Genomic DNA, 26,081 nt, shown 5'->3' on the forward strand with positions numbered 1-26,081 from the left:
GGTGCCTGCGTGCCCCGTGTCCGTGACTGCTGCAAGATCGTGAGAAAGTCTTCGCGTGGATTCGACTCGTGAGCTGCTGATCGCCCTCGCCCGCCGGTACGCCTTCGCCGATCTGGGGGCGCTCGCCCCCACGGCCGAGATCTCCGACGTGTGCGAGTTCGGGCAGCGGCTGCTCTCGCTCGACGCCGAGGACTTCGCCGCCGAGGCTCGGTCCGTACCGGCCGACCTGCGCCGGCTCGCCCGCGCCTGCCACATGCCGCAGACGCCGCGGGAACAGCCGCGCGGAGCCCTGGAGTCGCTCAAGCCCGCCTACGGCCTGCTGCTCGAGGCGATCGCCGTCCGCTGGCACCGGCGCGAGCTGAGCCCCATGATCGCGGCCGTGCACATCGCCAGCGAATACCTGCCGCTGCTGGCGTTCGAGCCGCAGCTCGGCCACGCCGGCGACCCGGCCCGCTGGCCCGCCGGGCTGAGCGCGCCCGGGAGCAGGTTCGGCGTGATCGGCGACCGCGAGTGCGACCACACCAAGTCCGAGCAGTCGGCCACCAACCGCACGCTGCGGGTGTCGGTCGAACCCGGCGAGGGCTGGCGGGCCTACTTCGACCGGCAGCACAGCCAGCTGGCGGGCGCGCTCGCGGTCTGCGTCGCGACCTGCCGCAACCCCTGCACGGCCATGGACTGGATCGACCCCGAGCCCCGCGCCGACCTGCAGGTACGCGCCCGTACCGCGCTGACCTTCGCCGAGACGCCGCTCGTCCGGCTGCGGCACGCCGCGCCCGTGGGGCACGGGTTCGGGGTGCCGTCGCCGGAGGAGGTGCTCGACGCCTGGGAGCGCAGCCGGACGGCGCTGGACAAGAACGCGGTGGGCGCCGCCGCCGCCAAGGACGACGGTTTCCCGCTGCCGGGGCTGCCCGCGCTGTTCTCGGCCGTGGCCGGAGCGCCGATCGAACCGTCCAGCCTGCTCGCCGGCGTCAGCGACCACGTCGTCACCCTGCTGCAACGCACCTGACCACACCGCCCGAACACACCTGGCCCCCTCCGGTCCAGGCGGGCGGCGCACCTGACCGCCCCGAGGCACAGGTCGGTGTGCCCGAGTTCGAGGGGGCGGGTCAGTGGTGGGGGGTGGCCTGGGCGCCGAGGGCGGTGATGCCGTACAGGAGGCCGCCGATCAGGTCGCCTGCGCTGAAGGCGGTGGCCATCGACAGGGCGGTGAGCCGGCAGGCGCCGTCGCTCAGCCGCCGCCTCGCGTTCGCGCCGGTCACGATCTCCAGAGCGTGTCCCGCCGGATCGACGAACACCACCACGGCGTCGGCCGACTCTGCGCCCAGGGCGGCGTGCAGGCGCTCGGCGAAGTGCCGTCGCGCGCCGACCGCCTCGCCCAGGAACAGGCCGAAGCGCAACCCGCTGCGCAGCTCGGCCTTCTGGACGGCCCTCCTGAGATCGTCGACCTGAGCCGTCGTCAGCGCCCGCCTCGGCGACCGGGCCAGCGTCCGCATCGGCGACTGCGCAGAAGCCTGCGCCGAAACCTGTGTCGGGGTCCGTTCCAAGGGCTGCCCTGACGCCTGTGTCGGGGGCCGTTCCGAGGGCCGCCCTGACGCCTGTGTCGGTGCCTGCAAGGAGGGCTGCTCAGAAGGCTGGTTCGCGGGGGGCATCGCTGACTCACCAGCCTGCCGAGGCGCCGCCGAGGTGTTCGTCCGGCTCGACGGTCGTGGCCATGGCCGCCCAGTCGGGTTGGGGTGTCCGCGCCCAGGGGGCGGCGCCGTCGGCCAGGATCCGTGCCGACGTGCTCACGCCGTGCTCGCTCCCGGACGGCCCGCCCAGCCACACCGGCCCCGGCTCCACCACCCCGGACGAACTCCGCCCCGGCACCATGACCACCAGGCTGATCAGGACGAACAGCCCCAAGGACACCCCGATGAGAAGGAGCAGACTTTCCGCCGCGCTGTTCACACGACGAAAGTAATCCTCCGGCGGGCGCCCGGCCAGACCCGTACGGGGCCCTCCTACCAGACGGACGGCCGCCGCTCCCCCCAGAACCCGCCCACGGCCGCCTCGACCTGGGCCGACAGCGAGATCAGGGTGCCCTCCCCGCCAATCCGCCCGGCCAGCATGACGCCGATCGGCAGGCCCTCGGCGCTCCAGTGCAGCGGCAGGTTCACCGCGGGCTGGCCGCTGACGTTGTAGATCGCCGGGAAGGCGGCGAAGCGCTTCATGCGTTCGAACGTCTCCTCGACGTCGTCCACGTCCTCGAACCAGCCGACCGGCCGGGGCGGCTGGGTGAGGGTCGGGGTGAGCACCGCGTCGTAGGCGTTCGTGATCGTGAGCGCGCCCCGGGTGGCGAGCTGGAGGGCGGCCTGGGCCTGGAGGAACGCGGGGGCGGTGGTGGCCAGGCCGCGCTCGCGCAGCCAGCGGGTGAGCGGCCTGAGCAGGTGCCGCTGGTCGTCGGCGACCGGGTGCATGCAGGCGAAGGTGTACCAGAGGGTGACGAACTGCGGCACGAGGTCCGCGCCGAACGGCCTGGGGATCTCCACGACCTCGTGCCCGAGGCCGGCGAGGGTCTCGGCGGCGCCCTCGTACGCGGCCAGCACCTCGGGATCGACCTCGGCCCCCGGCACGACGGGGTCGGCGTAGCGGGCGATGCGCAGCCGTCCGGGGTCGCGGCCGGCGCAGGCGAGGTACGTGCCCTCGTGCCGGGGTGCGAGGTAGAGGTCGCCGGGCTCGTTGTGCGCCATGACGTCGAGCAGGGCCGCGGCGTCGGCCACGGTACGGGCGATCGGGCCGTTCGTGGACATGCCGGCCAGGTCGGGGATGATCGGTGCGAAGCTGATCCGGCCGCGGGTGGGCTTGATGCCGTACAGGCCGCACGCGGAGGCCGGGATGCGGATCGAGCCCGCGCCGTCGCTGCCCTGGGCGGCCGGCGCCAGCCCGGCGGCCACGGCGGCGGCCGCTCCCCCGCTGGACCCGCCGGCCGACGTGCCGAGGTCCCAGGGCGAGCGGGCGGGCGGCGAGACGTCGGTCTCGGTGTAGCAGGGCAGCCCGAACTCGGGGGTGGCGGTCTTGCCCAGCATGACCGTGCCCGCCTCGCGCAGCCGCGTCACGACCGTGTCGTCCACCGGCGCGACGAACCCCCGGTAGGCCGCCGAGCCGAAGGTGATCGGCACGTCCTTGACCAGATTGAGGTCCTTGACCGGGATCGGCACCCCGGCCAGCGGCCCGTCGGGCAGCTCCTTCTCCAGGCGGCGCGCCTGGTCGAGCGCCTGTTCGGCGGTCACGGTGACGTACGCGCCGACCGAGGGGTCGAGCCGCTCGATCCGGTCGAGATAGTGCTGCGCGAGCTCGACCGGTGAGACGTCACGGTCGCGGACGGCCCGGGCCTGCTCGAGCGCGGATAGCTCGTGAATTTCTCGCACGATCGGCACACTAGGCATCTCTAGAGAAGAACGTAAGACATACCCCGAAAACATGAGTGGAACACGATGAGCTGGGCCATAAAACTATGGACAGGTCAACACTAGGAATCGTTCCGATCTCCGAGCTACGGTGAGTTACGTGGACTCCGACAACCAGCGAGAAGACGGTCACAACGCGTCACCCATCTGGGTGAGCGACCGGCCAGAGGGCGAGCGCACCGCCGCCGCGACACCATCGGCGCCCACCACCACCTACGCGCCCGTGGAACGCGCGTCCGTGCGTGACCTGCTCCAGGAGCCGCGGTTCCGGCGCATGCGCAACCGCGCGCTCGTGGCGATCGGCGTGGCGATCGTGGTGGGTTTCCTGCTGCGCGACTGGCGTCTGGGGGTGACCGCCGGGGTGGTCGCGGCCGTCTTCGAGGCGGTCTACCGCGCCCGTTCGCACTCCACGGTGCCGGCGTGGCGGCGCGCGTCCGTGGCCGAGCGGCGTACCGAGGGGCAGCTCCGCAGGCTGGAGCGCAGCGGCTACCGCACCCTGCACGCCAGGGCGATCCCCGGCAGCGAGGCCCAGATCGACCACCTCGTGGTGGGTCCGACCGGCGTCTACGCCGTGGACTCCGAGAAGTGGGACAAACGGCTTCCCGTCCGCGTCCAGTCGGGCAAGAAGCTCTTCCACGGCCCCTTCGACATGAAGCCGCGGCTGACCGAGGCCAAGTGGGAGGCGTCCCAGGCCAGCGAGCTGATCAGCAAGGCGTTCGGCCGCGAGGTCGTCGTCGTGCCCTCCCTGGCCATCTACGGGCCGCCCGTACCGTGGAAGATCATGACCATCCGCGGCGTGGACGTCTACCAGGGCGACCGGGCGCGCAAGTGGATCACCAAGCGCGAGCGGGCGCTGACCCCGGCCGAGATCGACCGGCTCTACGACATCGCCGCCCAGGTCCTGCCCGCCCGGTACGGCGAGGGCTAGGACGACCGGACGACCGGCCTGACCCCGCGGAGTCACGCTCCGCGGGGCTTTTTCACGCCCGCAGAAGCACCCGCCGAAGCGCCCCCCGAACCGCCCGCCGAAGCACCCGCCGAAGAGCCCGCCGAAGAGCCCGCCGACAGCCGGGCGCCGAAGGCGTCCAGTTCGGCGGCCAGCACGCCGCTGGGCGGCAGCGCGTCCGGCAGGCGGGACACCAGGGCCGTGCCCACCCCGGCGATGCGGACGATGTGGTCGATCAGCGCCTCCCGGTCCTCGGGCCAGGGGAAGGACGGCTGGGCGATGAGCAGCGAGACGCAGCCGTGCACGGCCGACCAGAGGCCGAGCGCCAGCTCCTCGGGGTCGCCTTCGAGCACGCGGGCCGCCACGCAGGCGGCGACGGCGTCCACCATGTGACGGAAGCACGCGGCGGCGGCCGGCGGCACGCCCTGCACGGCCGAGGGCCGCATCATCAGCACCCGGTACTGCACGGGATGGTCGAGGGCGAAGCGGGCGTAGGCCCGTCCGCAGCGGCCGAGCGCGAGGAACGGGTCGCTGGTCAGGTTCTCGCTGAACATGCGGCCGAACTCGTCCCACACGCGCAGGCAGACGGCCTCCAGCAGCGCCTCCCGGTCGGCGAAGTGCAGGTAGACCGAGGGTGTGGACACCCCGGCGCGCTGGGCGACGGCGCGCAGGGTGAGGGCGTCCTCGCTGCCGGACTCGGTCAGCAGGTGCTCGGCCGCGCGCAGGATCTCCTCCCGCAGCAGGCCGCCTTCTCCGCGCCGGGCGCGCACACGTCTCTCAGCGGTCATGGATCTCAGATTGACGCCGTCAGGTTGACGGTGTCAATCTGACCTTCTGCTGAACGGATATCTGAAGGGATATCGCGAAAAATGGGGACTTTTGGGGAGGCGACCGCGCTGGTCGCCCGCGGCACGGACGAGTTCGGCGCCACGCTGGACGCCCAGTGGAGCGTGGGCACCAAGCTGCACGGCGGCTACCTGCTGGCGGTGCTGGCCCGTGCCGCCCGCCAGAGCGGCGCCGGCGAGCGGCACCCGCATGTGACCGCCGTGAGCGGCGCCTTCGTCGAGCCGCCCGCGCCCGGCCCGGCGGACGTGCGCGTGGAGCCGCTGCGGATCGGCCGGAGCCTGGCCCAGGTGCGGGTCTCGCTGGCCCAGGAGGGCAGGGTACGCGTCGAGTCGCACGTCACGCTCGGCGTCCTGGACGACGGCGACCCGTGGTGGACCTCGCTCCCGCCGGTCGAGCTGCCGGCCGAGGAGGACTGCTTCCTCGCGCCCACCGACCCGCCCGGCGCGGACTTCGCCGTGCCGCTGATGGCCGTGGTCGAGGAGCGCGTCGATCCGGCGCATCTGGCGTTCGCGTTCGGGGCGCCGACCAGGAAGGGCGAGATCGCGAGCTGGCAGCGCCTGGCCGACGGCTCCGACTGGGACCCGCTGAGCCTGCTGGTGGCGCTCGACCCGGTGCCGCCGGTCTCGTTCGACCTCGGGCTGTCCGGCTGGGTGCCGACGATTCAGCTCTCGGCCTACATCCGCCGGCTGCCCGCCCCCGGCCCGATCAGGGTCCGCCTGTCGGCCACGGACGTCGGCGGCGACCGGATGGACGAGGTGGCCCACGTGTGGGACTCCAAGGGCCGGCTGGTGGCCCAGGCGACCCAGCTCGCGGCCGTACGGTTGCCGGACTGAGCCGTCCGGGTAGTGGACACGCGTCTCAGGTGCCGGGCGGGTGGCCGTAACATGTGAAGACTCGCCTCATGATGGGAGAAGCACAATGCCGGCCCTCAGGTCACGTACGGTCACCCACGGCAGGAACATGGTCGGCGCCCGGGCCCTGCTCCGGGCGACCGGCGTAGCCGGGAGCGACTTCGGCAAACCCATCATCGCGGTGGCCAACAGCTTCACCCAGTTCGTCCCGGGCCACGTGCACCTGCGCGAGGTCGGCGACGTCGTCTCGGCCGCGATCCGCGAGGCGGGGGCGATCCCGCGCGAGTTCAACACGATCGCCGTCGACGACGGCATCGCGATGGGCCACGGCGGCATGCTCTACTCGCTGCCGTCCCGCGAGCTGATCGCCGACGCCGTGGAGTACATGGTCAACGCCCACTGCGCCGACGCGCTGATCTGCGTCTCCAACTGCGACAAGATCACGCCGGGCATGCTGCTGGCCGCGTTCCGGCTGAACATCCCCACGATCTTCGTCTCCGGCGGCCCCATGGAGGCCGGCAAGACGCCGGGCCGCAAGCTCGACCTCGTCGACCCGATGGTCGCCGCCGCCGACGAGTCGGTGACCGACGCCGAGCTGCTGGAGATGGAGGAGAACGCCTGCCCGACCTGCGGTTCCTGCTCGGGCATGTTCACCGCCAACTCCATGAACTGCCTGACCGAGGCCATGGGCCTGGCCCTGCCCGGCAACGGCACGATCCTGGCCACCCACAAGCGGCGCAAGCAGCTCTTCGAGGACGCCGGCCGCCAGCTCGTCGAGATCACCCGCCGCTATTACGAGGACGGCGACGAGTCGGTGCTGCCGCGCTCGGTCGCCAGTCGCGCGGCGTTCGAGAACGCGATGGCGCTCGACGTGGCGATGGGCGGCTCGACCAACACGATCCTGCACATCCTGGCCGCGGCCCGCGAGGCCGAGGTCGACTTCGGCCTCAAGGAGATCAACGAGATCTCGCTGCGGGTGCCCTGCCTGTGCAAGGTCGCCCCGGCCACCAGCAAGTACCACGTCGAGGACGTCCACCGCGCCGGCGGCATCCCGGCCATCCTGGGCGAGCTCGACCGGGCCGGGCTGCTGCACCGCGACGTGCCCACGGTCAACGGGGGCACGCTGGCCGACACGCTGGCCGCCTGGGACGTCAAGTCGCCCACCGTGCTGCCCGAGGCCGTCGAGCTGTGGCACGCGGCGCCGGGCAACGTGCGCACGGTGAAGGCGTACTCGCAGGACAACCGCTGGGACTCCCTCGACCTCGACCGGGCGCAGGGATGCATCCGCGACCTGGAGCACGCCTACAGCGCCGACGGCGGCCTGGCGGTGCTCTACGGCAACATCTCGCGCGACGGCGCGGTGGTGAAGACCGCGGGGGTCGACGAGTCGATCTGGAAGTTCAGCGGGCCCGCGGTGGTGTTCGAGTCGCAGGAGCAGGCCGTCGAGGGCATCCTCGGCGGGCGGGTCAAGGAGGGCGACGTGGTGGTCATCCGCTACGAGGGCCCCAAGGGCGGCCCCGGCATGCAGGAGATGCTCTACCCGACCTCCTTCCTCAAGGGCAAGGGCCTGGGCAAGGCGTGCGCGCTGGTCACCGACGGCCGCTTCTCCGGCGGCACGTCCGGGCTGTCGATCGGGCACGCCTCGCCGGAGGCGGCCGAGGGCGGCACGATCGCGCTGGTCGAGGACGGCGACGTCATCGACATCGACATCCCCGGCCGATCGATGGAGCTGCGGGTGCCCGAGGCCGAGCTGGCCGCGCGGCGCGAGCGGCTGCTGGCCGACCTGGGCGGCTACCGGCCGCGCGACCGCAACCGTCCGGTGAGCGTGGCGCTGCAGGCGTACGCGGCGATGACCACGTCGGCCTCGACCGGCGCCTCGCGCGATCTGTCGCAGCTGTCCCGATAGTTAGGGTGCGGTGGACCCCCGGTCCACCGCACAGATTTTCGAAAATTGTCGGTGGTCGTCCCTATTCTTGGGGTATGACGACAGTCGTGAAGGACGAGACTCGCCCGCTGACGACCGCCGAGATCGCCGCCATCGCCCTCTCCCTCGCTCACCTCGGAGCGGGCCCGCAGGCCGTCGCCGCACGGCGCGGCCTGCAACACGCGCTCGAGCACCTGGAGCTCGACGACGACGTCATCGCGACCACGCTCGCGACCCTGACCGAGCCGCTGCCCGTGGAGACCGCCTCCCGGGCCAGGCTCATCGCCGACGCCATCACCAGCCGCCTCATGATCCGCCTCCACTACCGCGACGCCTCGGGGGCCGTCACCTCCCGCGACGTCGAGCCGGTGACCTGCCTGGTCCACCGCGAATACTGGTACCTGGTCGGCGTATGCCGGATGCGGCGGGCCATCAGGGCGTTCCGGTTCGACCGCATCATCGCGGTCGAACCCACCCTGACCCCGTCGCGGCCGCACCTGGCCGACCGGTTCCTGCCCTTCCAGCGCCGCCGCCGGCGGACCACCGCGGCGTGAGCCGCGAAAAAACCACCGCGGCGTGAGCCGCGGGCAGAGCACTGCGGCGTAACCTGCCGCAAGCTTGACCCTCGGGCCCCCGGGCGTTGGTGCGGGGCGTGACAGGCTCGCGCACATGCGCGTCCGGGGGATCTCGCTCATCGCCGCCCTGCTGCCCGTCGTCGTGCCCGTCGTGTCCGCCTGCGCGGCGGGCCCGCGTCCGGCTCCGCTCCCGATCGTGGCGCACCGCCAGGCGGTGGCCGTGGAACGCCTGCTGCCGCCGGCCACGCGGCGGGCGCTCGACCGGGCGCTGGAACGTCAGCTGCGGGGCCGTCCGGGGCGGGTGGCGCTGTCGGTGTACGACCGCGCGACGGGCGTGCGGTACTCCTACGCCGAGGGCAGGCCGTTCGTGCTGGCCAGCGTGGCCAAGGTGGACATCCTGCTCGCCCTGCTGCTGCTCAGGCAGAGCGAGCACCGGCGGCTCGGCGCGTACGAACGCAGGCTCGCCTCCCGGATGATCCGCCAGAGCCACAACGAGAGCGCGCACGAGCTGTACATGACGGTCGGCGGCCAGGAGGGGCTCACCCGGGTCCTGGGCGCGCTGGAGGTGCGCGACACCAGGCCGGGCGCGGGCCTGTCATGGGGCATGACCCTCAGCCACCCGTCGGACCAGGTGCGGGTGCTGGAGCGGCTCACCGACCCCGCCGGGCCGGTGCCGGCCGCGAGCCGCCGCTGGGCGCTGGGGCTCATGTCGTCGGTGGACCGGTCGCAGGCGTGGGGCGTCAGCGCCGCCGGCGGCGAGGTGGCGCTCAAGAACGGCTGGCTGCCGGTGGACGCGCACGACGGCCGGTGGACGGTCAACAGCGTGGGCCGGATCGTCCTGAACGGGCACGAACTGCTCATCGCCGTGTTGTCGGAGCGCAGCCCGGACATGGCGACGGGCGTGGCGACCGTGGAACGGGCGGCCCGGCTCGCCGTGGAGGCGTTCACCCGGGCCCGCCGGTCACGAGGAGCAGCAACCTCCGCCGCAGCAGCCGCCACCGCCGCCACCGGCCGGACGGGGAGCGGCGGCGCCACCGGTCATGGAGACGGTGGACAGCAGCTTGACCGTGTCGCCGTGGCCCTGCGGGCAGGTCGCCGGCTCGTCTGAGGCCGACATGGGACGGGAGACCTCGAACGTGGAGCCGCAGGCGCGGCAGCGGAAGTCGTAACGCGGCATGCGGTAAGCCTAACCCGCTGTGGCCGGTGAGCGGGAGCCGGCGTAGGTCAGGTGCGCATGGTCGGAGACGGGCTCGTAGCCGATCGACCGGTAGATCGCGTTGCTGGTCGGGTTGTCCAGGTCGGTGAAGAGCACGACCTGCTCGCACCGCTCGGCCAGCGCCACTTCGCTGGCGTAGGCGGTGACCGCGGCGCCGTAGCCCTTCCTGCGGCACGACGGCGGCGTGTAGACCGGTCCGACGCGGCACACGCCGCCGGCCGCCCGGCCGAGCCCGGCCACCGAGACCGGCACGCCCCCGGCCTCCCACACGAACAGCTCGCGCCCGGCCACCCGCTGGGCGACGCGCTCGGCGACGTCGTGCGCCTCGCCGAGCCCGACCTCGGCGCCGAACGCCTGGTACCAGCTCACCATCAGCGGGAAGTCGCCGGGCCCGGCGAGCCGGCCGCGGCCGGGCACGGACGGGACGGCGAGCGCGCCGAGACGGTAGAGCCGTTCGGACACCGTCCGGTCGGGCTCGCCGAGCAGCCGGACGACCTCGGACGTCACCTCGACCGGCCCCACGACCATGGGCACGTCGCCGCCGAGCGCCTCGACCAGCGGGGCGACGGCCTCGGCGGGCATGCGCGTGAGGCTCAGGGGGGCGGGCGGCGTGCGGAAGGCGGCGGCGCGCACCTGGCCCCCGGCGGTCCACCAGGCGAAGAAGGCGTCCTGGGCGGGATGGCCGGCGCGCAGGTTGGCGAGGACGGTCAGCGGAACCGTGTTGCCGACCGGGTCGCCGAGCAGGAACGGCTCGGCGACCGCGGCGAATTCCTCCGGATCGGAGGTGAAGGTCCACATACCCGTCATGGTGGCAGGCGGCGGCCTCCGGCTTCAAAAGGGATTGTCAGGCCGCCGCCTCCAGGTAGGGCGCCCATTGAGGATCGCCGACGAGCGAGGCGCCGATGAGCCGCCAGTGGGCGCCCCTAGGCACCGCCGGGAGGACGCGCAGCGTCCATCCCAGCTCCTCCAGGTATTTGTCGGCCTTGCGGTGGTTGCAGGTCGTGCACGAGGCGACGCAGTTCTCCCACGTGTGGGTGCCGCCGCGCGATCTCGGGATGACGTGGTCGATGGTCTCGGCCCGCTGCCCGCAGTAGGCGCAGCGGTAGTCGTCGCGCCGCATGAGGGCGGCCCTGGTCAACGGGATCCGGGACCGGTAGGGGATGCGGACGTATCTGCGGAGCCTGATCACCGAAGGCACGTCGAGGGTGCAACTCGCCGAGCGGAGCTGGGCGCCCCGCCCGTCGCGGTGCACGACGTCGGCCTTCTCCCGCAGCACCAGCACGATGGCCCGGTGGAGCGAGAGCGTGGTGAGCGGCTCGTAGGTGGCGTTGAGCAGCAGGACCTGGCGCGTCATCGGGCCTCTCCCTGCCGCGCGGGTATCAAAGGGGACATGCCGTGGCATGTCCCGCCTGTCGGCCCCTCCTGGGGCACTGTTGCTTCCGTCACATGGACCTCCGCCGGACGGTCCAGCGGATGGTCACCACGGCACCGTCCTGTCACCAAGTCTGGCGTTAGCCGTAGCGTCCCCGCCACCCCATAATCTTCAAGCCGGAATGACCAGAGGGACACACGTTACGTTTTATGCCCGCTTCACCAGCGCTTTACGCCCCCACCTTGGCAGTAGGGTTCCTGGCATGACGCGAGAGCCTTATCCGACGGCACGCCGCGAAGACGTCGTCGACATCCTGCACGAAACGCCCGTCCCCGACCCGTACCGGTGGCTGGAGGACCCTGACAGCCCGGACACCAAGGAGTGGCTGCTCGCGCAGGCCGAGCTGTTCAACGCCAGCCGTGGCGAGCAGCGGTTCAAGGACCGCATCGCCGAGCTGCTGCGGTCCGGCTCGGTGGGGGCTCCGGCCTGGCGCGGGGAGCGCCGGTTCTTCTCCCGCCGCACGCCCGACCAGGAGCACGCGGTCTACTACGTGGTCGAGGCCGACGGCACCGAGCGGGCGCTGATCGACCCGATGGAGATCGACCCGTCCGGTCTCACCACGCTCGACGCCGTGCAGCCCGACAAGGAAGGGCGGCTGCTGGCGTACCAGATCTCGGTGGGCGGCGACGAGGAGTCGGTCCTCTACGTCCTCGACGTCGCCACCGGGATGCGCGTCGAGGGCCCGATCGACCGCTGCCGCTACTCCCCCATCGCCTGGCTGCCCGGCGGCGAGGCGTTCTACTACGTGCGCAGGCTGCCGCGCACCGAGGTGCCGGAGAACGAGGCGCAGTTCCACCGCCGCGTCTACCTCCACCGCGTCGGCACCTCGACCGAGGACGACGTGATGATCTTCGGCCAGGGGCTGAAGATGACCAACTACTACGGCGTCTCCGTCTCGCGCGACGGCCACTGGCTCCAGGTCTCGGCGCACGAGGGCACCGCGCCGCGCAACGACCTGTGGGTGGCCGACCTGACCGCCTCGCCCGCCGACTCCCCTGACCTGAAGGTCGTGCAGGAGGGCGTCGACGCGCAGACCGCCCTGGTGTTCGGCCGCGACGGCCGGCTCTACGTCCACACCGACAGGGACGCCCCCCGCGGCCGGGTGTGCGTGACCGACCCGGCCGACCCCCGCTACGAGACCTGGCGCGACCTGATCCCCGAGGACCCCGAGGTGGTGCTGTCCGACTTCGCGATCCTCGACGACCTGGAGCGCCCGGTCATGCTGGTGGGCTGGACCCGCCACGCGATCAGCGAGATCACCGTCCACGACCTGGCGACCGGCGAGCGGGTCGGCTCGGTGCCGACGCCGGGGCTGGGCACGATCGGCGGCATCTCCGAGCGTCCCGAGGGCGGCTTCGAGGCGTGGTTCGGCTACACCGACAACACCACGCCGCCGACGATCCAGCGCTACGACGCCCGCACCGGCGAGACCACGCTGTGGGCCGCCTCGCCGGGCGCGGTCGAGGTGCCGCCGGTGCGCACGTCGCAGGTGGTGTACCGGTCCAAGGACGGCACCGACGTCCGGATGCTGATCATCTCCCCCGCCGACGAGCGGCCCGGCCCCCGGCCCACCATCCTGTACGGCTACGGCGGCTTCGGCCTGTCGATGACCCCCGGCTACTCGGCCTCGATCCTGGCCTGGGTCGAGGCGGGCGGCGTCTACGCCATCGCCAACCTGCGCGGCGGCGGCGAGGAGGGCGAGGACTGGCACCGCGCGGGCATGCTGGCCAACAAGCAGAACGTGTTCGACGACTTCCACGCCGCGGCCGAGCACCTCATCGAGACCGGCGTCACCACCCGCGAGCAGCTCGGCATCTCCGGCGGCTCCAACGGCGGCCTGCTGGTCGGCGCCGCGCTGACGCAGCGCCCCGACCTGTATGCGGCGGTGGTCTGCTCGGCGCCGCTGCTCGACATGATCAGGTACGAGAAGTTCGGCCTCGGCGCGACCTGGAACGTCGAGTACGGCAGCGCCGACGACCCCGAGCAGTTCGGCTGGTTGTGGGGGTATTCGCCCTACCACCGGGTCGAGGAGTCGGTGGCCTACCCGGCGACGTTGTTCACCGTCTTCCAGTCCGACACGCGGGTGCACCCGCTGCACGCCTGGAAGATGTGCGCGGCGTTGCAGCACGCCTCGACGGCCGGGCGGCCGGTGCTGCTGCGCAACGAGGCCGAGGTGGGCCACGGCGCCCGCTCGGTGAGCCGGACGGTCGACCTGTCGGCCGACACGCTGACCTTCCTCGCCCGGCACACCGGTCTGTAGTGTCGCAGGCATGAGCAGCCTGGGGCCGGCCATCGCCGAGGCCGTCCCCAGCGCTGGGCTGCGGCCGTACGTCACCCGGCTCTGCGCCTACAGCGAGCACTATCCGGCGCCCGTCACGCGCGCCGAGGCCGCCCTTCCCGGGGCGGTGCTCATCCTGGGCGTCGGCGCGCCGATGGAGGCGTACGGGCAGCGGGTCAGGGCGTTCGCGGGCGGGCTCGCCGACCGGTTCGCGGTCACCCGCGTCACCGGGCCGTGCGAGGGCGTGCAGGTGGTGCTCACGCCGTTCGGGGCGCGGCGGCTGTACGGGCTGCCGATGCGCCACCTGACGAGCCGGGTGGTCCCGGTGGAGACGGTGCTCGGGCCCTGGGCCGGGGAGCTGCTCGACCGGCTGGCCGCGACGCCGTCGTGGCGGGAGCGGCTGGCCCTGACCGACCGGCTGCTGACCGAGCGCATCCTGGCCGGGCCGCCGGTGGGCCCCGAGCTGCCGTGGGCGTGGGCGCGGCTGCTGGAGTCGGGCGGGCGGCTCGGCGTGTCGTCGCTGGCCGCGTCGCTGGGCTGGAGCCACCGGCATCTGGTGGCCCGCTTCCACGACCAGGTCGGGCTGGCCCCCAAGACGGCCGCCCGGGTGATCAGGTTCGGCCGGGCGGCGCGGCTGCTGCGCTCCGGCCACCCGATCGCCGCGGTCGCGGCCGAGTGCGGCTTCTACGACCAGGCCCATCTCAACCGCGAGTTCCGGGCGCTCGGCGGCACCACGCCCGGTCAGATTCGTCCAAGACCGGCGGGCGGGCCGCCGCGCATGCTGGAGCCATGAAACGCACTGTCTACGCACTGGCCCGCTACGAGCACCCGCAGGCGGCCCTCGACTTCCTGACCGGGGCGTTCGGGTTCCGGGTGCACGAGTCGTCGAAGGACGAGTCGGGAGTCGTCGAGCACGCCGAGCTGTTCGTCCAGGACGACCTGATCATGATCGGCCGGGGGAAGCCGCGCGGGCCCGGCGTCTACATCGCGGTCGACGACGTCGACGCCCATCACGATCGCGCCAGGGCCGCGGGGGCCGTGATCACCATGCAGCTCACCGACCAGCCGTACGGTTCGCGCGAGTACGCCTGCAAGGACCCCGAAGGCAACTCCTGGTTCTTCGGGACCTACCGCCCGTAACCCCTCGGAAAGGGGTCAGCGGGGGAAGACGACGGTCTTGTGGCCGTCGAGCAGGACGCGCTGCTCGGCGTGCCACTGGACCGCGCGGGCCAGCGCCACGCACTCCACGTCGCGCCCGATGCGCACGAGGTCGTCCGGCGAGTGGCTGTGGTTGACCCGGGCGACCTCCTGCTCGATGATCGGCCCCTCGTCGAGGTCGGAGGTCACGTAGTGGGCGGTGGCGCCGATGAGCTTGACGCCCCGGTTGTGGGCCTGGTGGTAGGGCTTGGCGCCCTTGAACGACGGCAGGAACGAGTGGTGGATGTTGATCGCCCGCCCGGCCAGCTTCTCGCACAGGTCCTCCGACAGCACCTGCATGTAGCGGGCCAGCACCACCAGGTCGACCTGGTAGTGCTCGACCAGCGCCAGCACCTCGGCCTCCTGCCTCGGCTTGGTCTCGGGCGTGATCGGCAGGTGGTGGTAGTCGATGCCGTACGACTGCGTGAGCGGGCGCAGGTCGGGGTGGTTGGAGGCGACCGCGACGACCTCGATGCCGAGCGTCTTCGACCTGACCCGGTAGAGCAGGTCGTTGAGGCAGTGGTCGAACCGGCTGACCATGATCAGCACGCGCGGCTTCCTGGCCACGTCGCGCAGCCTGAACTCCATGGCGAAGTCGGGGGCCAGGGCGGCGAAGGCGGCGCCCAGCTCGTCCTCGCCGAGCGGGCCGGAGAACTGCACGCGCATGAAGAACCGCTGGGCGACCCGGTCGCCGAACTGCTGGCTCTCGATGATGTTGCACCCGTGCGCCGCCAGCAGGCCGGAGACGGCGGCCACCACGCCGGAGCGGTCGGGGCAGGACAGGGTCAGGATGTACTCGGCGTGGCTGCTCATGCCTTCACTCTCGCGGACGTGGGATCGTAGGGCGCCTTCAGGCTGATCTGGGCAGAGTACAGGTCGCCGGCCACGTCGACCTCCACCTTCTCCAGCGTGACGCCGCCTTCCTGCGAGACCTCGGTGACGAAGCCCAGCGCCACGGACCTGCCGAGCGTGGGGCTGTGGGCCGCCGAGGTGACGTAGCCCACCGGGACGCCGTCGGACAGCAGGGACTCGCCGCCCCACAGGTGTGCGGCGGGGTCGTCCAGCACGATCGAGACTACCCTGCGCGACGGCGTCTCCAGAGCGTGCCGCGCTCCGCGGTAGCCGCCGCCCTTCTTGCAGGTGAAACGCAGCCCGGCGGCGGCGGGGGTGACCTCGGGGCCCAGCTCGCGGCCCCAGGCGCGGTAGCCCTTCTCGATGCGCATGGCCTCGATGGCGTAGTGACCGGCCTGGGTCAGCCCGCCGGCGCCCATGAGCGTCTCGTGCACGGTGACGGCGAACTCGGCGGGCACGTACAACTCCCAGCCCAGCTCGCCCACGTACGTGACGCGGGTGGCGCGCACGGTGGCGTGGCCGAGGTCGACCAGGCGGGACGTGCCGAAGTCGAAGGCGGAGAAGTCGGACCTGGACACCGACTGCAGGATCGTCCTGGACGAGGGGCCCATCACGCCGAAGACCGCGTACGCGCCGGTGACGTCCACCAGGGCCGCCCGCCGGTCGCCGAGGCCCTTGGAGATGTGGTCGAAGTCCCTGGTGGTCTGGGCCGAGCCGGTCACGATCAGGTACTCGTCGCGGGCCACGCGCGTCACCGTCAGGTCCGACTCGTAGCCGCCGCGGTCGTTGAGCAGGCCGGTGTAGACGACCCGGCCGGGCTCGACGTCCACGTCGGCGGTGCACAGCCACTGCAACGCCTCCATGGCCTCGGGGCCCTTGAGGACGAACTTGGAGAAGGCCGTCTGGTCGAACAGCGCCGCCGCGTTCCGGCAGGCCGCCACCTCGGCGTCCACGTACGGCTGCCATCCCGGCCGCCCGAACGTGGAGGGCGTGGCGGGCCCGAAGTAGTTGACCCGCTCCCAGCCCATCTTCGACCCGAAGCGCGCCCCGGCCTGCGCCAGCAGGTGGTGGACCGGCGAGCGGCGCAGCGGCCGGGCGGTCTCCAGTTCCCGGTCCGGCCAGGACATCGCGTAGTGCAGCCCCAGCGTCTCGGTGACCCGGTCGCGCAGCCAGGTGTCGTTGCCGGCCCAGCGGGCGAAGCGCCGGATGTCGGCGGGCCACAGGTCGCCGGTCGGCTCGCCGTTCACGATCCACTCGGCCAGCGCGCGGCCGGCGCCGCCCGCCGAGGCGATGCCGGCCGAGTTGAACCCGGCGGCGACGAACAGGCCGCGCACCTCGGGGGTCTCCCCCAGCAGGAACATGTTGTCGGGCGTGAAGCTCTCCGGCCCGTTGTAGAACATCCTGACCCCGGCGCTCTCCAACGCCGGAACGCGCCGGATCGCGTTCTCCATGATGATCGCGAACTGGTCCCAGTCCTCCTCCAGGAGCTGGAACTCGAAGGGGTGGGGGATGCCGTCCATGCCCCAGGGTTTGGCGTCCGGCTCGAAGCCGCCCACGACCAGGCCGCCGACCTCCTCCTTGAGGTAGGCGTAGCCGTCGGGGTCGCGCAGCACGGGCAGGTCGGGGCGCACGCCGGGGATGCGTTCGGTGACCACGTAGTAGTGCTCGGCCGAGTGCAGCGGGACGGTCGCGCCGGCCATCCTGCCGACCTCCTTGGCCCACTGCCCGGCGCAGTTGACCAGCACCTCGGTCTCGATGTGGCCCTCGGAGGTGTGCACGCCGCGCACGGCGCCGTCGCGCACTGTGACGCCGGTGACGCGGACCCGCTCGATCACCTGGACGCCGTGCCGCTGCGCGCCCCGGGCCAGCGCCTGCGTGAGGTCCGACGGGTTGGCCTTGCCGTCGCCGGGCAGCCAGACGCCGCCCACCAGGTCGTCGGTGCGCATGACCGGCCACAGCTCGCCCGCCTCGCGCGCGCTGACCACCTCGGCCTGGACGCCGTAGTTCCGGGCGGCGGCCGCGGTGCGCCGCAGCTGGATCATGCGCTCGGGGGTGCGGGCCACGCTGAGGCTGCCGCACTGCTTCCAGCCGGTGCCGAAGCCGGTCTCGGCCTCCAGGCGGGCGTACAGGTCGGTGCTGTACTTGATCAGCCTGGTCATGCTCTCGGTGCTGCGGAGCTGGCCGACGAGCCCGGCGGCGTGCCAGGTGGTGCCGCAGGAGAGCTGCCCCTGTTCGAGCAGCACGACGTCGGTCCAGCCCAGCTGGGCCAGGTGGTAGGCCACGCTGCAGCCCGCAATGCCGCCGCCGATGATCACGACCTGTGCCCGGGAGGGCAGGGATGTCACGAGATGCTCCTCAAGCGATTGATCCCCGGCCAGCTGCGGACGTTGCGCAGCATGGCGATGAACGCCTGCTCGGCGGGCCCCAGCAGCCGGTCGCGGCGGTGGGCCAGCACGATGGGGCGCGGCTTGGGCGCGGGCAGCACCTCCAGGGCCGCCAGCCGCCCGTCGGCGAGCTCCTGCTCGACGCAGTGCTCGGACACCAGCGAGACGCCGAGCCCCGCGGCGACCGCCTGTTTGATCGTCTCCGGGCCCCAGATCTCGCTGCGGCCGGCCTCTTCGAGCCCCCACGTCTCCAGCGCCTGCTCCTGCAGCTCGCGGGTGGAGGAGCCGGGCTCGCGGATGAGGAAGAACTCGCCCGTCAGGTCGGCGGGCTCGGCGCGGCCTCTGCTGGACAGCCGGTGGCCCGGCTGGGTGATGACGACGAGCCGGTCCTCCAGGATCGGCTCGCTGACGAGCTGCGCCGCGCCGGGCTCGCCGGCCAGCACCGCGACGCCGATCTCGCCGTCCACCAGGCCGCGCTCGACCCGCTGGCCGTTGCCGACCTGGATGCCGAGCTCGATGCCCGGATGACGGTCGCGGAAGGCGGCCAGCAACGGCGGCAGGAGGTACGTGCCGACGGTGGTGGTGCCTCCCGCGACCAGCTTGCCGGTCTGCAGCCCGGAGACCTGCCGGATGGCGGCCACGGCCTCGTCGGCCAGCAGGAAGACCCGCCTGGCGTACTCCAGCATCACCTCGCCCTCGGGGGTGAGCCTGATGCGGGCGCCGCTGCGGTCGATCAGCGTGGCGCGCAGCGCCTGCTCAAGCTGCCTGACCTGGTGTGACACGGACGGCTGGCTGAGGTAGAGCTTCTGCGCGGCGGCCGAGAAGCCGCCGCACTCCACGACCGTCATGAAGATCCAGAGCCGGTGCAGGTTGAGCTGCATGTCGCCGTTAACCCCTAGCTGCCTCGATCGACTCTCGGAGCGCGTCCTCGAGCTGTTCCAGCCGGTGCCAGGGAATCTCGCCCATCGTGCAGATCCTGAAGAAGTCCGCCGAAAGTTGCCCCTGACCGGCATAGATAACGTAACCGCGCTTTTTGAGCTCATCGTGAAGCGCCGCATAAGTTACGTTTTCAGGGAGATGAAGCATTGTTACGGTGTTTGACCTGAATTGTTCATCAACGAGGATTTTCAGGCCGAGCCGGGCGAACTGCCCGCGGACGAGGGCCGCCCGCTCGCGGTACAGCCGGGTCCGCGCCGCGAAGCCGCCCGCCTCCTCGTACTCCTTGATCGCCTCGTCCAGGGAGTAGCAGACCTGCACGGCCGGGGTGAACGGCACGTCGCCCTTGCGCTGACCGGCCAGGTAGCTGGCGGCGTTGAGGTAGAGGCTGCGCGCGGGCGCCTCCTGGATCCGCTCGATCGCGGCCTCGCTGCACAGGATGAACGACATGCCGGGCAGCCCGTGCAGGCCCTTGTTGGCGGTGCCGCAGACGACGTCCGCCCTGACCTGCGCCAGGTCCTGGTCCTCGATCGCGGTGCCGCTGATCGCGTCGATCACGAACAGCGCGCCGTGCTCGGCCACCACCTCGCCGATCTCCTTGATCGGGTTGATCAGGCCGGTCGTGGTCTCGTGGTGCACGCAGACCACGGCGTCCACGTCGTCGCGCCCGGCGAGGGCCGCCCGGACGGCCTCGGGGTCGGCCGGGACCGTCCAGTCGCTCCTGACCTCGTGGAACGGGATGCCGTGCGCCTTCGCGATCTTGATCATCCGGTCGCCGTAGACGCCGTTGTTCACCACGAGCACGCCGCGTCCCGCGCGGACGGAGCTGATGACCGCCATCTCCATGGCCGCGGTTCCCGACCCGGTGACCAGCAGCGCCTCGTGCGTGCCGCCGAGGTTCAGGCACCGGGGCAGGGCCTCGCGGATCCTGAACAGCAACTCCGTGAACTCGGGCTCGCGGTGGCAGAGGTCGCCGCGAAGCAGGGCGTCCTTGACCCGCTTCGACGTACCTGCGGGCCCGGGATTCAACAGAATGAGTTCTTCGTCCATCAATCCACTCGATCTTGGGTAGTTATCCGGCATTACGGACGCTATCCGGGGTGGCGCCGCAGGGGCAGCCGCCTTTCCCCTATGAGGGCCATAAGGGAATCGCGCTTGTCCGTGCCGAGCAGCGCCGACTGGGATGGGACACGTGCCGTTGGGGACCGTCGTACTGATCGGGGTCGCGGGGCTGTTCGCCGTCGTGTCCGGGATCAACGACGGCGGGGCGCTGCTGGCGACCGGGCTCAAGCTGCCGGTGATCAGGCCGGCCGTCGGCATCCTCGCGCTGGTGCTGCTCGTCACGGTGGTCCCGCTGGTCACCCACCAGGTGGCGCTGACGTTCGTGAACCGGCTGGCGGGCTTCCACGCCCCGGGCGGCCAGGCCGCGATGACGGTGGCCGTGCTCTGCGCACTGGCGGTGGTTTTCACGCTCAGCGCGAAGGGCCGGCCGACCAGCCTCACGCTGGCCGTGGTGGGCGGGCTCACCGGGGCCGGGCTGGGGTGGGGGCTGCCGGTGTCGGGCGGCTCGGTGGCGCTCGTGCTGGTCTTCGGGCTGGCCGCGCCGTTCGTGGGGGCGCTGCTGTCGTGGCTGCTCATCCGGCTGCTCGTCCGGGTGACCGACGCGCCCGGCCTGGCCCGCTGGCACTGGGCCGGGTTCCTGCTCCAGACGCTCGCCTACGCGGCCAACGACGGGCAGAAGATGCTGGCCGTCTTCATGATCGCGCTCGGCTTCCAGGGCGCGCCCCTGGCCTGCACCTCGCTGGTGGCGGTGCTGTTCGGGCTCGGCGCGCTCTACGGGCTGCCCAGGGCGGGCCGTACGCTCAGCCGCGAGATCATCGTCTCCCGGCCCGCGCACGGCGTCGCCGCCGAACTGGCCGCGGGCACCGCCGTGCTCGGCTGCGCCGCGCTGGGTATGCCCGTGAGCATGACGCAGGCCGTGGCCGGCGGGCTGGTCGGCGCCGGGGTCGCGCAGGGCGGCGGCCGGGTCCGCTGGTACGCCGCCGTCAAGATCGTCGTCGCCTGGCTGCTGACGCTCCCGCTGAGCGGCCTGCTGGCCGCGACGGCGGCGTTCGTCCTGAAGGGGCTGAGGGGGACGTGGTGAAGCGGTGGCGCCGGATCCGGGACCTCATGACCGGCCGCATGGACGGCGCGCTCACCGGCGCCCTGCTCGGCCAGCTCAAGGCCACCAAGCAGGGCGCGTGGCTGGCGATGGCCATGATCGGCGGCGAGGTCGGCAGGACCGGCGCGCACGAGCGGATGCGCGCGATCGAACACCTCGGCGACGAGGAGCGCGCCCGCCTGGTCGAGGAGCTCAAGACCGCGCTGGTCACGCCCATCGACCCCGAGGACCTGTTCCGCCTGTCGCGCTCGATCGACGACGTGCTGGACTCGCTGCGGGACTTCGTGCGCGAGTCGCACCTGTACCGGGTGCCCGACCAGATCCGCTTCACGCCGCTGCTCGACCAGGTGATCGTGGGCATCGACGCCCTGGAGAGCGCCGTGCGCGGCCTGGCCGCCCGGCCCTCGGCGGTGGTGCAGGACGCCCTGGAGGCCAAGAAGGCCGGCGGCGCGATCCGGCGCATGTACCAGTACGAGATCTCCCGGATCTTCTCCGGCGAGGTCACCTCGGACGCGCTCAAGCAGCGCGAGCTGGTGCGCCGCCTGGAGATCGTGGGCATGGCCATCGGCGAGGCGGCGGACGCCATCGCCGACGGCGCCATGAAACGCTGACCGTCAGGCCGCCCGTCCGGCGAAGGCGTCGACGCCGGTCAGCTCGGCCGACAGCCGCCACAGGCGGGCGGCCTGCTCGGGGTCGGTGGCATGGGGATGCACGCCGCCGCCGGAGCCGTCGGCGGGCTCGGCGATGTCGCAGTCCTCGCAGTAGACGCCGCCCATGCCGTCGAGCTGCGGGGAGGTGGCCGCCCACACCTGGGTGGCGGCGCCCTGCTCAGGGGTCTTGAAGCTGGTGTTGAGCTGGTTGCCCTGCTCGTCGATCCAGCCCGCCTCGACCATCTCCTGCTTGGTCAGGTGACGCTGGAGCGGGGTCAGGATGCCGCCGGGGTGCACCGCGAACGCCCGCACGCCCGCGTCCTCGGCCAGGGCGTCGAGGTGCACGGCGAACAGCACGTTGGCGGTCTTCGCCTGGCCGTAGGCCTGCCACTTGTCGTAGCCGCGTTCGAACATCACGTCGTCCCAGCGCATGCCGGAGCGCCGGTGGCCGGCGGAGGAGACGGCCACGACCCGGCCGCCGCCGCGCTCGACGGCTGGCCACAGGCGGTTGACCAGCGCGTAGTGGCCGAGGTGGTTGGTGGCGAACTGGGCCTCCCAGCCCGGCCCGACCCGCGTCTCGGGACAGGCCATGATGCCGGCGTTGTTGATCACGAGGTGCAGGTCGCGGCCGGAGGCCAGGAACTCCTCGGCGAAGCGCCGCACGCTGTCGGGGTCGCCCAGGTCGAGCTCGCCCACCTCGACGCGGTCGAGGCCGGCCAGGGCCTCCTCGGCCGCGTCGCGACGCCGGGCCGGGACGACGACCTGGGCTCCGGCCTCGCTGAGCGCGCGGGTGGTCTGCAGGCCGAGGCCGGAGTAGCCGCCGGTGACGAGCGCGACCCTGCCGGTGAGGTCGATGCCCTTGAGCACCTCGTCCGCGGTGCTTCTCGCGCCGAAACCCGAACCGATCCTGTGCTGAGGCGTTGTCATGGGACCGACGTTACGAATTGAAGTGCGCTCTAAGTCAAACCGACCCGCCGGGACCGCCCGGATCAGAGGCCGAGCGCCGGGGCCAGGCGCTGGAGCCGGCTCAGGACGTCGTCGAGGTCGGGCGCGCCCGGCGACAGCGGCTGGACGGCCACGTGGTCGGCCCCCGCGTCGAGGTGGGCCCGCAGCCGCGCGGCGACCTGCCCTTCGTCGCCCCAGGCCACGATGGCGTCGGCCAGCCGGTCGCTGCCGCCGCCCGCGAAGTCGGCGTCGGTGAAGCCCAGGGCGCGCAGGTTGCCCAGGTAGTTGGGCAGGGTCAGGTAGTAGGCCAGGTGGGCGCGGGCGATCTCGCGGGCCCTTGCCGGGTCGGTCTCCAGCACCACGGCCTGCTCGGGCACCAGCAGCCGGTTCGCGCCGAGGACGCGGCGGGCCTGCTCGGTGTGCTCGGGCGGCACGAAGTAGGTGTGGGCGCCGTCGGCCCGGTCTCTGGACAGCTCCAGCATCCGGGGCCGCAGCGCCGCCAGCAGCCGGGGCGCCCGCGCCTCGGGCAGGCCCTCCTCGGCGGCGTCCATGCCGTCGAGGTAGGCGCGCATCGCGCTCAGCGGCTTGTCGTAGGCGTGCCCGCGGCTGCCGACCAGCGGGCCGTGGCTGACCCCGATGCCCAGCACGAACCGGCCGGGGAAGGCGTCGGCCAGCGTCTTCGCGCCCGCTGTCATGCCCGTCGCGTCGCGGCCCCAGATGCTGGCGATGCCGGTCGCGACCGCGACGCGGGTGGTGGCGGCCAGCAGGACGGCCGCGGTGGTGAGCGGCTCCTTGCTCTGCCGGCCCTCGTTGATCCACACGGAGCCGTAGCCCAGCCGCTCGATCTCGGCCGCCGCGCGCCGCGCCTGCTCGGCGGGGGCCTTGCCGATCAGCGGATGCCACACCCCGAAGTGCCCGGTCTCCATGGCCGCTCCCTCGACTAGAATGTTCGATCGAGATGGAACACTACACCAATGTTCGACCGCCATCGAACAGAACACGCGGCCTGACCCACACCTCGCCCGTCGAGGTGTCGCTGCAGGCCGCCCTCGACGCGCTCGGCGACCCGGTCCGCCGCCGCATCGTCCGCGAGCTGGCCGGGGAGCCCGACTGGGCGCGCGCCTGCGGCACGTTCGCCCACCTGCCGGTGGCCAAGTCCACGCTCAGCCACCACTTCGGGGTGCTGCGCCAGGTCGGCCTGCTGGAGCAGCGCGACGAAGGCGCCCGCCGGCTCAACCGGCTGCGCCGCGCGGAGTTCGACGAACGTTTCCCCGGCCTGCTCGCCCTCGTCGTCGAGGAGCCGGAGGGCGCCTAGGGCATGCGGCGGCCCTGGCGGGTAGGGGCAGGCCCATGCAGATGCGCCCGTTCGCCCGCAACCTCCTCGCCACCACGGCCGCGGTCACCGCCACGGCCACCCTCGGCAGCCTGGCCACCTCCTCCGGCTCGGCCTGGTACCGCCGGCTGCGCAAGCCCCGCTGGCAGCCGCCCACGCAGGCGTTCGGCCTGGTCTGGACGCCGGTCTACGCCCTGATCGCCTACGCCGGCGCCCGCGCGCTGACCAGCGGAGACGACCGGGCCGGCCTGGCCCGCGCCCTGGGCGCCAACCTCGCGCTCAACGCCGCCTGGACCCCGCTGTTCTTCGGCGCCCGCTCCCCGCGCCTGGCGCTGGCCGACATCGTCGCGCTCGACGCGGCCAACCTCGTGCTGCTGCGCCGCTTCCTGCGCGCCGACCGCCGCGCCGGGCTGGCCCTGCTGCCCTACGTCGGCTGGACCGCCTTCGCCACCGCGCTCAACGCCTCCATCGCCGCCCGCAACCCCTGACCGGAACCCCGCCCGAAGGCGGGGTCCCGCTCGCGCGGTCAGGAGACGCGCAGGTCGTCCACCGCCCAGTACCAGTTGTTGGTCGCGTCGAAGTAGTGGAACTTGACCCTCATCGACCTCGCCCCGGCCGGCACGGTCACCTTCAGCGACTCGTTCCTGGCGATCGCGTCGGCCGTGTAGTTCTTGACCAGCGTGTCCGCGCCGCCGTCGAACGACACGAGCACCTGCGCCTTCTGCGCGCCGTCCACGCGGTAGTGGGTGGCGTAGGCGAGCGTGACGGACGCCCGGCCGGTCACGGTGTAGGCGGGCGAGACGAGCGTCGAGTCGAACGGGCCGGTCCCGTGCGACTTGTCGTCCCATTCGTCGGAGTCGGCCACCGCGAAGGTGCCCCTGGCCCGGACGTTCAGCTCCCGCTGCTGGTCACGGGCCGTCCGCGACCAGAACTCGTCCGTGGTGAACGCCCAGCCGCGCCACTCCTGGACGCCCCCCGACGGCATCCTGGACGCGTCCACCGACCAGCCCGCGGGCGGCGTGTGCGAGTAGCCGAGCACGCCGGCCGGGACGCCGGTCTCGTCGGTCCTGCCGGACAGCGCGACGCCCTCGAACGGGTCGCCGGTCCTGGTGTCGACGCGCCGCCCGTCGATCCCGTCCGGCACGGCCAGGCCCAGCCCGGTGAAGACCGCGGCCGTCACGTCCACCAGGCGCGTGTCGGCCGGCCGCGCCCCGGCGGCCAGGCCCGGCCCGGAGGCCAGGACGAACGTGCAGCGCTCCTCGATCGAGGACCCGCCGTGCCCGCCCGCGTCGGTGTGCCCGTGGTCGGTGGCCACGATCACCGTCCAGCGCTCGGCCGCGTACGTCGGCCTGGCCCTGACCGCGGCCAGCAGCCGGCCGATCCGGGCGTCGGCGTCGTGGATCGCGGCCAGGTAGGCGGCCGAGCCTGCGCCGCTGTTGTGCCCGGCGATGTCGATCGCGCCCAGGTAGACGAAGGCGGCGTCCGGGTTCTTCGTGCGCAGGACGGTCTCGCTGACCTGGATGAGGCGTTCGTCCTCGGCCGGGTAGCCGTCGGCGTCGCCGTCCAGGACCACCCTGGCGTCGATCCGGGGGCCGAACGTGCCCTGGTCGGCGAGCGGCTTCCAGTCGAGGGCCGCGTAGGTGGAGTGGCCGGCGCCGGTGTTCTCCAGCCGGGTCAGGAAGTCGGGGTAGCGGTCGTAGTGCTTGCCGGCGAAGGTGTTGTCCTTGACACCGTGCAGGTCGGGCCAGACGCCGGTGGCGATCGTGGACCAGCCGGGGCCGCTGGAGGTGGCGGCCATCGGGCTGGTGTAGAGCAGGCTCGTGCCGAACGTGCCGCCGCTGATCAGGGCGTCGAGGTTGGGGGCGTCGGCGGGGGCGATGCGGTCGTGGCGTAACCCGTCGAGGCCGATGACCAGGACCTTGTCGCTGCTGATGCCGTTCGGGACGTCGGGCACGGGCACGGGCGCGGCCAGGGCGGTCGCGCCGTTGAGCACCTTGCCCTCGGGAGCGGGTGCGGGATCGGCCGCCTGGTTCGCCACGGCCGCCGGCGCGGGGACCGACACGGCCGCGGCCACGAGAGCGGGCAGGATGCGCCATCGTTGCATGGACG

The 26,081-nt window shown here is 72.5% G+C and carries 26 protein-coding genes; 12 read left to right on the plus strand and 14 right to left on the minus strand.

Going from position 1 to position 26,081, the window contains the following annotated elements; translation table 11 throughout:
* Nucleotides 1–55 precede the first annotated feature (55 nt).
* A complete protein-coding gene (locus AB0J71_RS13510) occupies nucleotides 56–1,006 on the plus strand; it encodes a hypothetical protein (RefSeq protein ID WP_352328585.1) in 951 nt (316 codons plus the stop codon).
* A gap of 100 nt (nucleotides 1,007–1,106) precedes the next feature.
* On the opposite strand, the gene AB0J71_RS13515 is transcribed toward AB0J71_RS13510, so the two are convergent.
* The 3 genes from AB0J71_RS13515 to AB0J71_RS13525 form a co-directional block, all read right to left on the minus strand.
* A complete protein-coding gene (locus tag AB0J71_RS13515) occupies nucleotides 1,107–1,493 on the minus strand; it encodes a DUF5130 family protein (RefSeq protein ID WP_352328586.1) in 387 nt (128 codons plus the stop codon).
* A gap of 163 nt (nucleotides 1,494–1,656) precedes the next feature.
* Nucleotides 1,657–1,947: a hypothetical protein gene (locus AB0J71_RS13520; protein WP_364414255.1), complete on the minus strand. Its 291-nt coding sequence runs from the start codon at nucleotides 1,945–1,947 to the stop codon at nucleotides 1,657–1,659.
* A gap of 53 nt (nucleotides 1,948–2,000) precedes the next feature.
* Nucleotides 2,001–3,407 carry an amidase gene (locus tag AB0J71_RS13525; RefSeq protein ID WP_352328590.1) on the minus strand — a complete coding sequence of 469 codons (1,407 nt, stop codon included), beginning with the start codon at nucleotides 3,405–3,407 and terminating at the stop codon, nucleotides 2,001–2,003.
* A 139-nt stretch (nucleotides 3,408–3,546) separates the two neighbouring features.
* Here AB0J71_RS13525 and AB0J71_RS13530 point away from each other — a divergent pair, with 139 nt between their 5' ends.
* On the plus strand, nucleotides 3,547–4,374 hold the full coding sequence (locus AB0J71_RS13530; RefSeq protein ID WP_364414257.1) for a nuclease-related domain-containing protein: 828 nt from the start codon (nucleotides 3,547–3,549) through the stop codon (nucleotides 4,372–4,374).
* Between the two features lie 32 nt (nucleotides 4,375–4,406).
* Here the strand turns inward: AB0J71_RS13530 and AB0J71_RS13535 are convergent, their stop codons facing one another.
* Entirely contained in the window at nucleotides 4,407–5,180 is a 774-nt protein-coding gene (locus AB0J71_RS13535) for a TetR/AcrR family transcriptional regulator (protein ID WP_364414259.1), read from the minus strand.
* Between the two features lie 81 nt (nucleotides 5,181–5,261).
* Here AB0J71_RS13535 and AB0J71_RS13540 point away from each other — a divergent pair, with 81 nt between their 5' ends.
* From AB0J71_RS13540 to AB0J71_RS13550, 3 genes are all read left to right on the plus strand, one after another.
* Nucleotides 5,262–6,071 (plus strand): thioesterase family protein, encoded by an 810-nt coding sequence (locus AB0J71_RS13540; RefSeq protein ID WP_364414261.1) that lies wholly within the window; start codon nucleotides 5,262–5,264, stop codon nucleotides 6,069–6,071.
* Between the two features lie 85 nt (nucleotides 6,072–6,156).
* Nucleotides 6,157–7,995 carry a dihydroxy-acid dehydratase gene (ilvD, locus tag AB0J71_RS13545; RefSeq protein ID WP_364392464.1) on the plus strand — a complete coding sequence of 613 codons (1,839 nt, stop codon included), beginning with the start codon at nucleotides 6,157–6,159 and terminating at the stop codon, nucleotides 7,993–7,995.
* 74 nt (nucleotides 7,996–8,069) lie between these two features.
* Nucleotides 8,070–8,567, plus strand: coding sequence for a WYL domain-containing protein (locus tag AB0J71_RS13550; RefSeq protein ID WP_357980526.1), 498 nt, complete (start codon nucleotides 8,070–8,072; stop codon nucleotides 8,565–8,567).
* 982 nt (nucleotides 8,568–9,549) lie between these two features.
* On the opposite strand, the gene AB0J71_RS13555 is transcribed toward AB0J71_RS13550, so the two are convergent.
* Genes AB0J71_RS13555 through AB0J71_RS13565 form a run of 3 tightly spaced genes read right to left on the minus strand, consistent with a single transcriptional unit; the run spans nucleotide 9,550 to nucleotide 11,158 of the window.
* On the minus strand, nucleotides 9,550–9,765 hold the full coding sequence (locus AB0J71_RS13555; protein WP_364414263.1) for a zinc ribbon domain-containing protein: 216 nt from the start codon (nucleotides 9,763–9,765) through the stop codon (nucleotides 9,550–9,552).
* Between the two features lie 9 nt (nucleotides 9,766–9,774).
* Complete coding sequence (locus AB0J71_RS13560; RefSeq protein WP_364414265.1) at nucleotides 9,775–10,602, minus strand: GNAT family N-acetyltransferase; 828 nt, start codon at nucleotides 10,600–10,602, stop codon at nucleotides 9,775–9,777.
* 46 nt (nucleotides 10,603–10,648) lie between these two features.
* Complete coding sequence (locus AB0J71_RS13565) at nucleotides 10,649–11,158, minus strand: HNH endonuclease (protein ID WP_352322827.1); 510 nt, start codon at nucleotides 11,156–11,158, stop codon at nucleotides 10,649–10,651.
* 280 nt (nucleotides 11,159–11,438) lie between these two features.
* Here AB0J71_RS13565 and AB0J71_RS13570 point away from each other — a divergent pair, with 280 nt between their 5' ends.
* From AB0J71_RS13570 to AB0J71_RS13580, 3 genes are read left to right on the plus strand one after another with little or no spacing between them, the layout of a single operon-like run.
* Nucleotides 11,439–13,496 carry a prolyl oligopeptidase family serine peptidase gene (locus AB0J71_RS13570; protein ID WP_364414267.1) on the plus strand — a complete coding sequence of 686 codons (2,058 nt, stop codon included), beginning with the start codon at nucleotides 11,439–11,441 and terminating at the stop codon, nucleotides 13,494–13,496.
* A 10-nt stretch (nucleotides 13,497–13,506) separates the two neighbouring features.
* On the plus strand, nucleotides 13,507–14,307 hold the full coding sequence (locus AB0J71_RS13575) for an AraC family transcriptional regulator (protein WP_364414269.1): 801 nt from the start codon (nucleotides 13,507–13,509) through the stop codon (nucleotides 14,305–14,307).
* Complete coding sequence (locus AB0J71_RS13580) at nucleotides 14,304–14,654, plus strand: VOC family protein (RefSeq protein ID WP_364414271.1); 351 nt, start codon at nucleotides 14,304–14,306, stop codon at nucleotides 14,652–14,654. Before AB0J71_RS13575 ends, AB0J71_RS13580 begins: the two co-directional genes overlap by 4 nt.
* Before the next feature lie 15 nt (nucleotides 14,655–14,669).
* On the opposite strand, the gene purU is transcribed toward AB0J71_RS13580, so the two are convergent.
* From purU to AB0J71_RS13600, 4 genes are read right to left on the minus strand one after another with little or no spacing between them, the layout of a single operon-like run.
* Nucleotides 14,670–15,524, minus strand: a complete 855-nt coding sequence (purU, locus tag AB0J71_RS13585) for a formyltetrahydrofolate deformylase (protein WP_364414273.1) — start codon at nucleotides 15,522–15,524, stop codon at nucleotides 14,670–14,672.
* The gene (locus tag AB0J71_RS13590) at nucleotides 15,521–17,908 is read right to left on the minus strand and encodes an FAD-dependent oxidoreductase (protein ID WP_364414275.1); all 2,388 of its coding nucleotides are present in this window, start codon (nucleotides 17,906–17,908) and stop codon (nucleotides 15,521–15,523) included. Before AB0J71_RS13590 ends, purU begins: the two co-directional genes overlap by 4 nt.
* Nucleotides 17,905–18,828: a LysR family transcriptional regulator gene (locus AB0J71_RS13595; protein ID WP_352322833.1), complete on the minus strand. Its 924-nt coding sequence runs from the start codon at nucleotides 18,826–18,828 to the stop codon at nucleotides 17,905–17,907. Before AB0J71_RS13595 ends, AB0J71_RS13590 begins: the two co-directional genes overlap by 4 nt.
* 7 nt (nucleotides 18,829–18,835) lie before the next feature.
* Entirely contained in the window at nucleotides 18,836–19,933 is a 1,098-nt protein-coding gene (locus AB0J71_RS13600; RefSeq protein WP_364414277.1) for an aminotransferase class V-fold PLP-dependent enzyme, read from the minus strand.
* A gap of 142 nt (nucleotides 19,934–20,075) precedes the next feature.
* Between AB0J71_RS13600 and AB0J71_RS13605 the strand changes: the two genes are divergently transcribed.
* The gene (locus AB0J71_RS13605) at nucleotides 20,076–21,026 is read left to right on the plus strand and encodes an inorganic phosphate transporter (protein ID WP_352322835.1); all 951 of its coding nucleotides are present in this window, start codon (nucleotides 20,076–20,078) and stop codon (nucleotides 21,024–21,026) included.
* Entirely contained in the window at nucleotides 21,020–21,655 is a 636-nt protein-coding gene (locus tag AB0J71_RS13610) for a DUF47 family protein (RefSeq protein WP_352322836.1), read from the plus strand. Before AB0J71_RS13605 ends, AB0J71_RS13610 begins: the two co-directional genes overlap by 7 nt.
* Before the next feature lie 3 nt (nucleotides 21,656–21,658).
* Here AB0J71_RS13610 and AB0J71_RS13615 read toward each other — a convergent pair whose 3' ends face one another.
* Nucleotides 21,659–22,621 (minus strand): SDR family NAD(P)-dependent oxidoreductase, encoded by a 963-nt coding sequence (locus tag AB0J71_RS13615; protein ID WP_364414279.1) that lies wholly within the window; start codon nucleotides 22,619–22,621, stop codon nucleotides 21,659–21,661.
* 62 nt (nucleotides 22,622–22,683) lie between these two features.
* The gene (locus tag AB0J71_RS13620; protein ID WP_364414281.1) at nucleotides 22,684–23,565 is read right to left on the minus strand and encodes a TIGR03620 family F420-dependent LLM class oxidoreductase; all 882 of its coding nucleotides are present in this window, start codon (nucleotides 23,563–23,565) and stop codon (nucleotides 22,684–22,686) included.
* Nucleotides 23,566–23,597: 32 nt separating this feature from the next.
* Here AB0J71_RS13620 and AB0J71_RS13625 point away from each other — a divergent pair, with 32 nt between their 5' ends.
* Together AB0J71_RS13625 and AB0J71_RS13630 are read left to right on the plus strand one after the other, a co-directional pair.
* Nucleotides 23,598–23,954 carry a helix-turn-helix domain-containing protein gene (locus AB0J71_RS13625; RefSeq protein ID WP_364414283.1) on the plus strand — a complete coding sequence of 119 codons (357 nt, stop codon included), beginning with the start codon at nucleotides 23,598–23,600 and terminating at the stop codon, nucleotides 23,952–23,954.
* Between the two features lie 35 nt (nucleotides 23,955–23,989).
* Nucleotides 23,990–24,460 carry a TspO/MBR family protein gene (locus AB0J71_RS13630; protein WP_352322840.1) on the plus strand — a complete coding sequence of 157 codons (471 nt, stop codon included), beginning with the start codon at nucleotides 23,990–23,992 and terminating at the stop codon, nucleotides 24,458–24,460.
* Nucleotides 24,461–24,498: 38 nt separating this feature from the next.
* Here AB0J71_RS13630 and AB0J71_RS13635 read toward each other — a convergent pair whose 3' ends face one another.
* Nucleotides 24,499–26,076: an alkaline phosphatase family protein gene (locus tag AB0J71_RS13635; RefSeq protein ID WP_364414285.1), complete on the minus strand. Its 1,578-nt coding sequence runs from the start codon at nucleotides 26,074–26,076 to the stop codon at nucleotides 24,499–24,501.
* Nucleotides 26,077–26,081 lie beyond the last annotated feature (5 nt).

It is taken from the genome of Nonomuraea sp. NPDC049637 (genome assembly GCF_040675235.1).
Taxonomy (GTDB): Bacteria; Actinomycetota; Actinomycetes; order Streptosporangiales; family Streptosporangiaceae; genus Nonomuraea.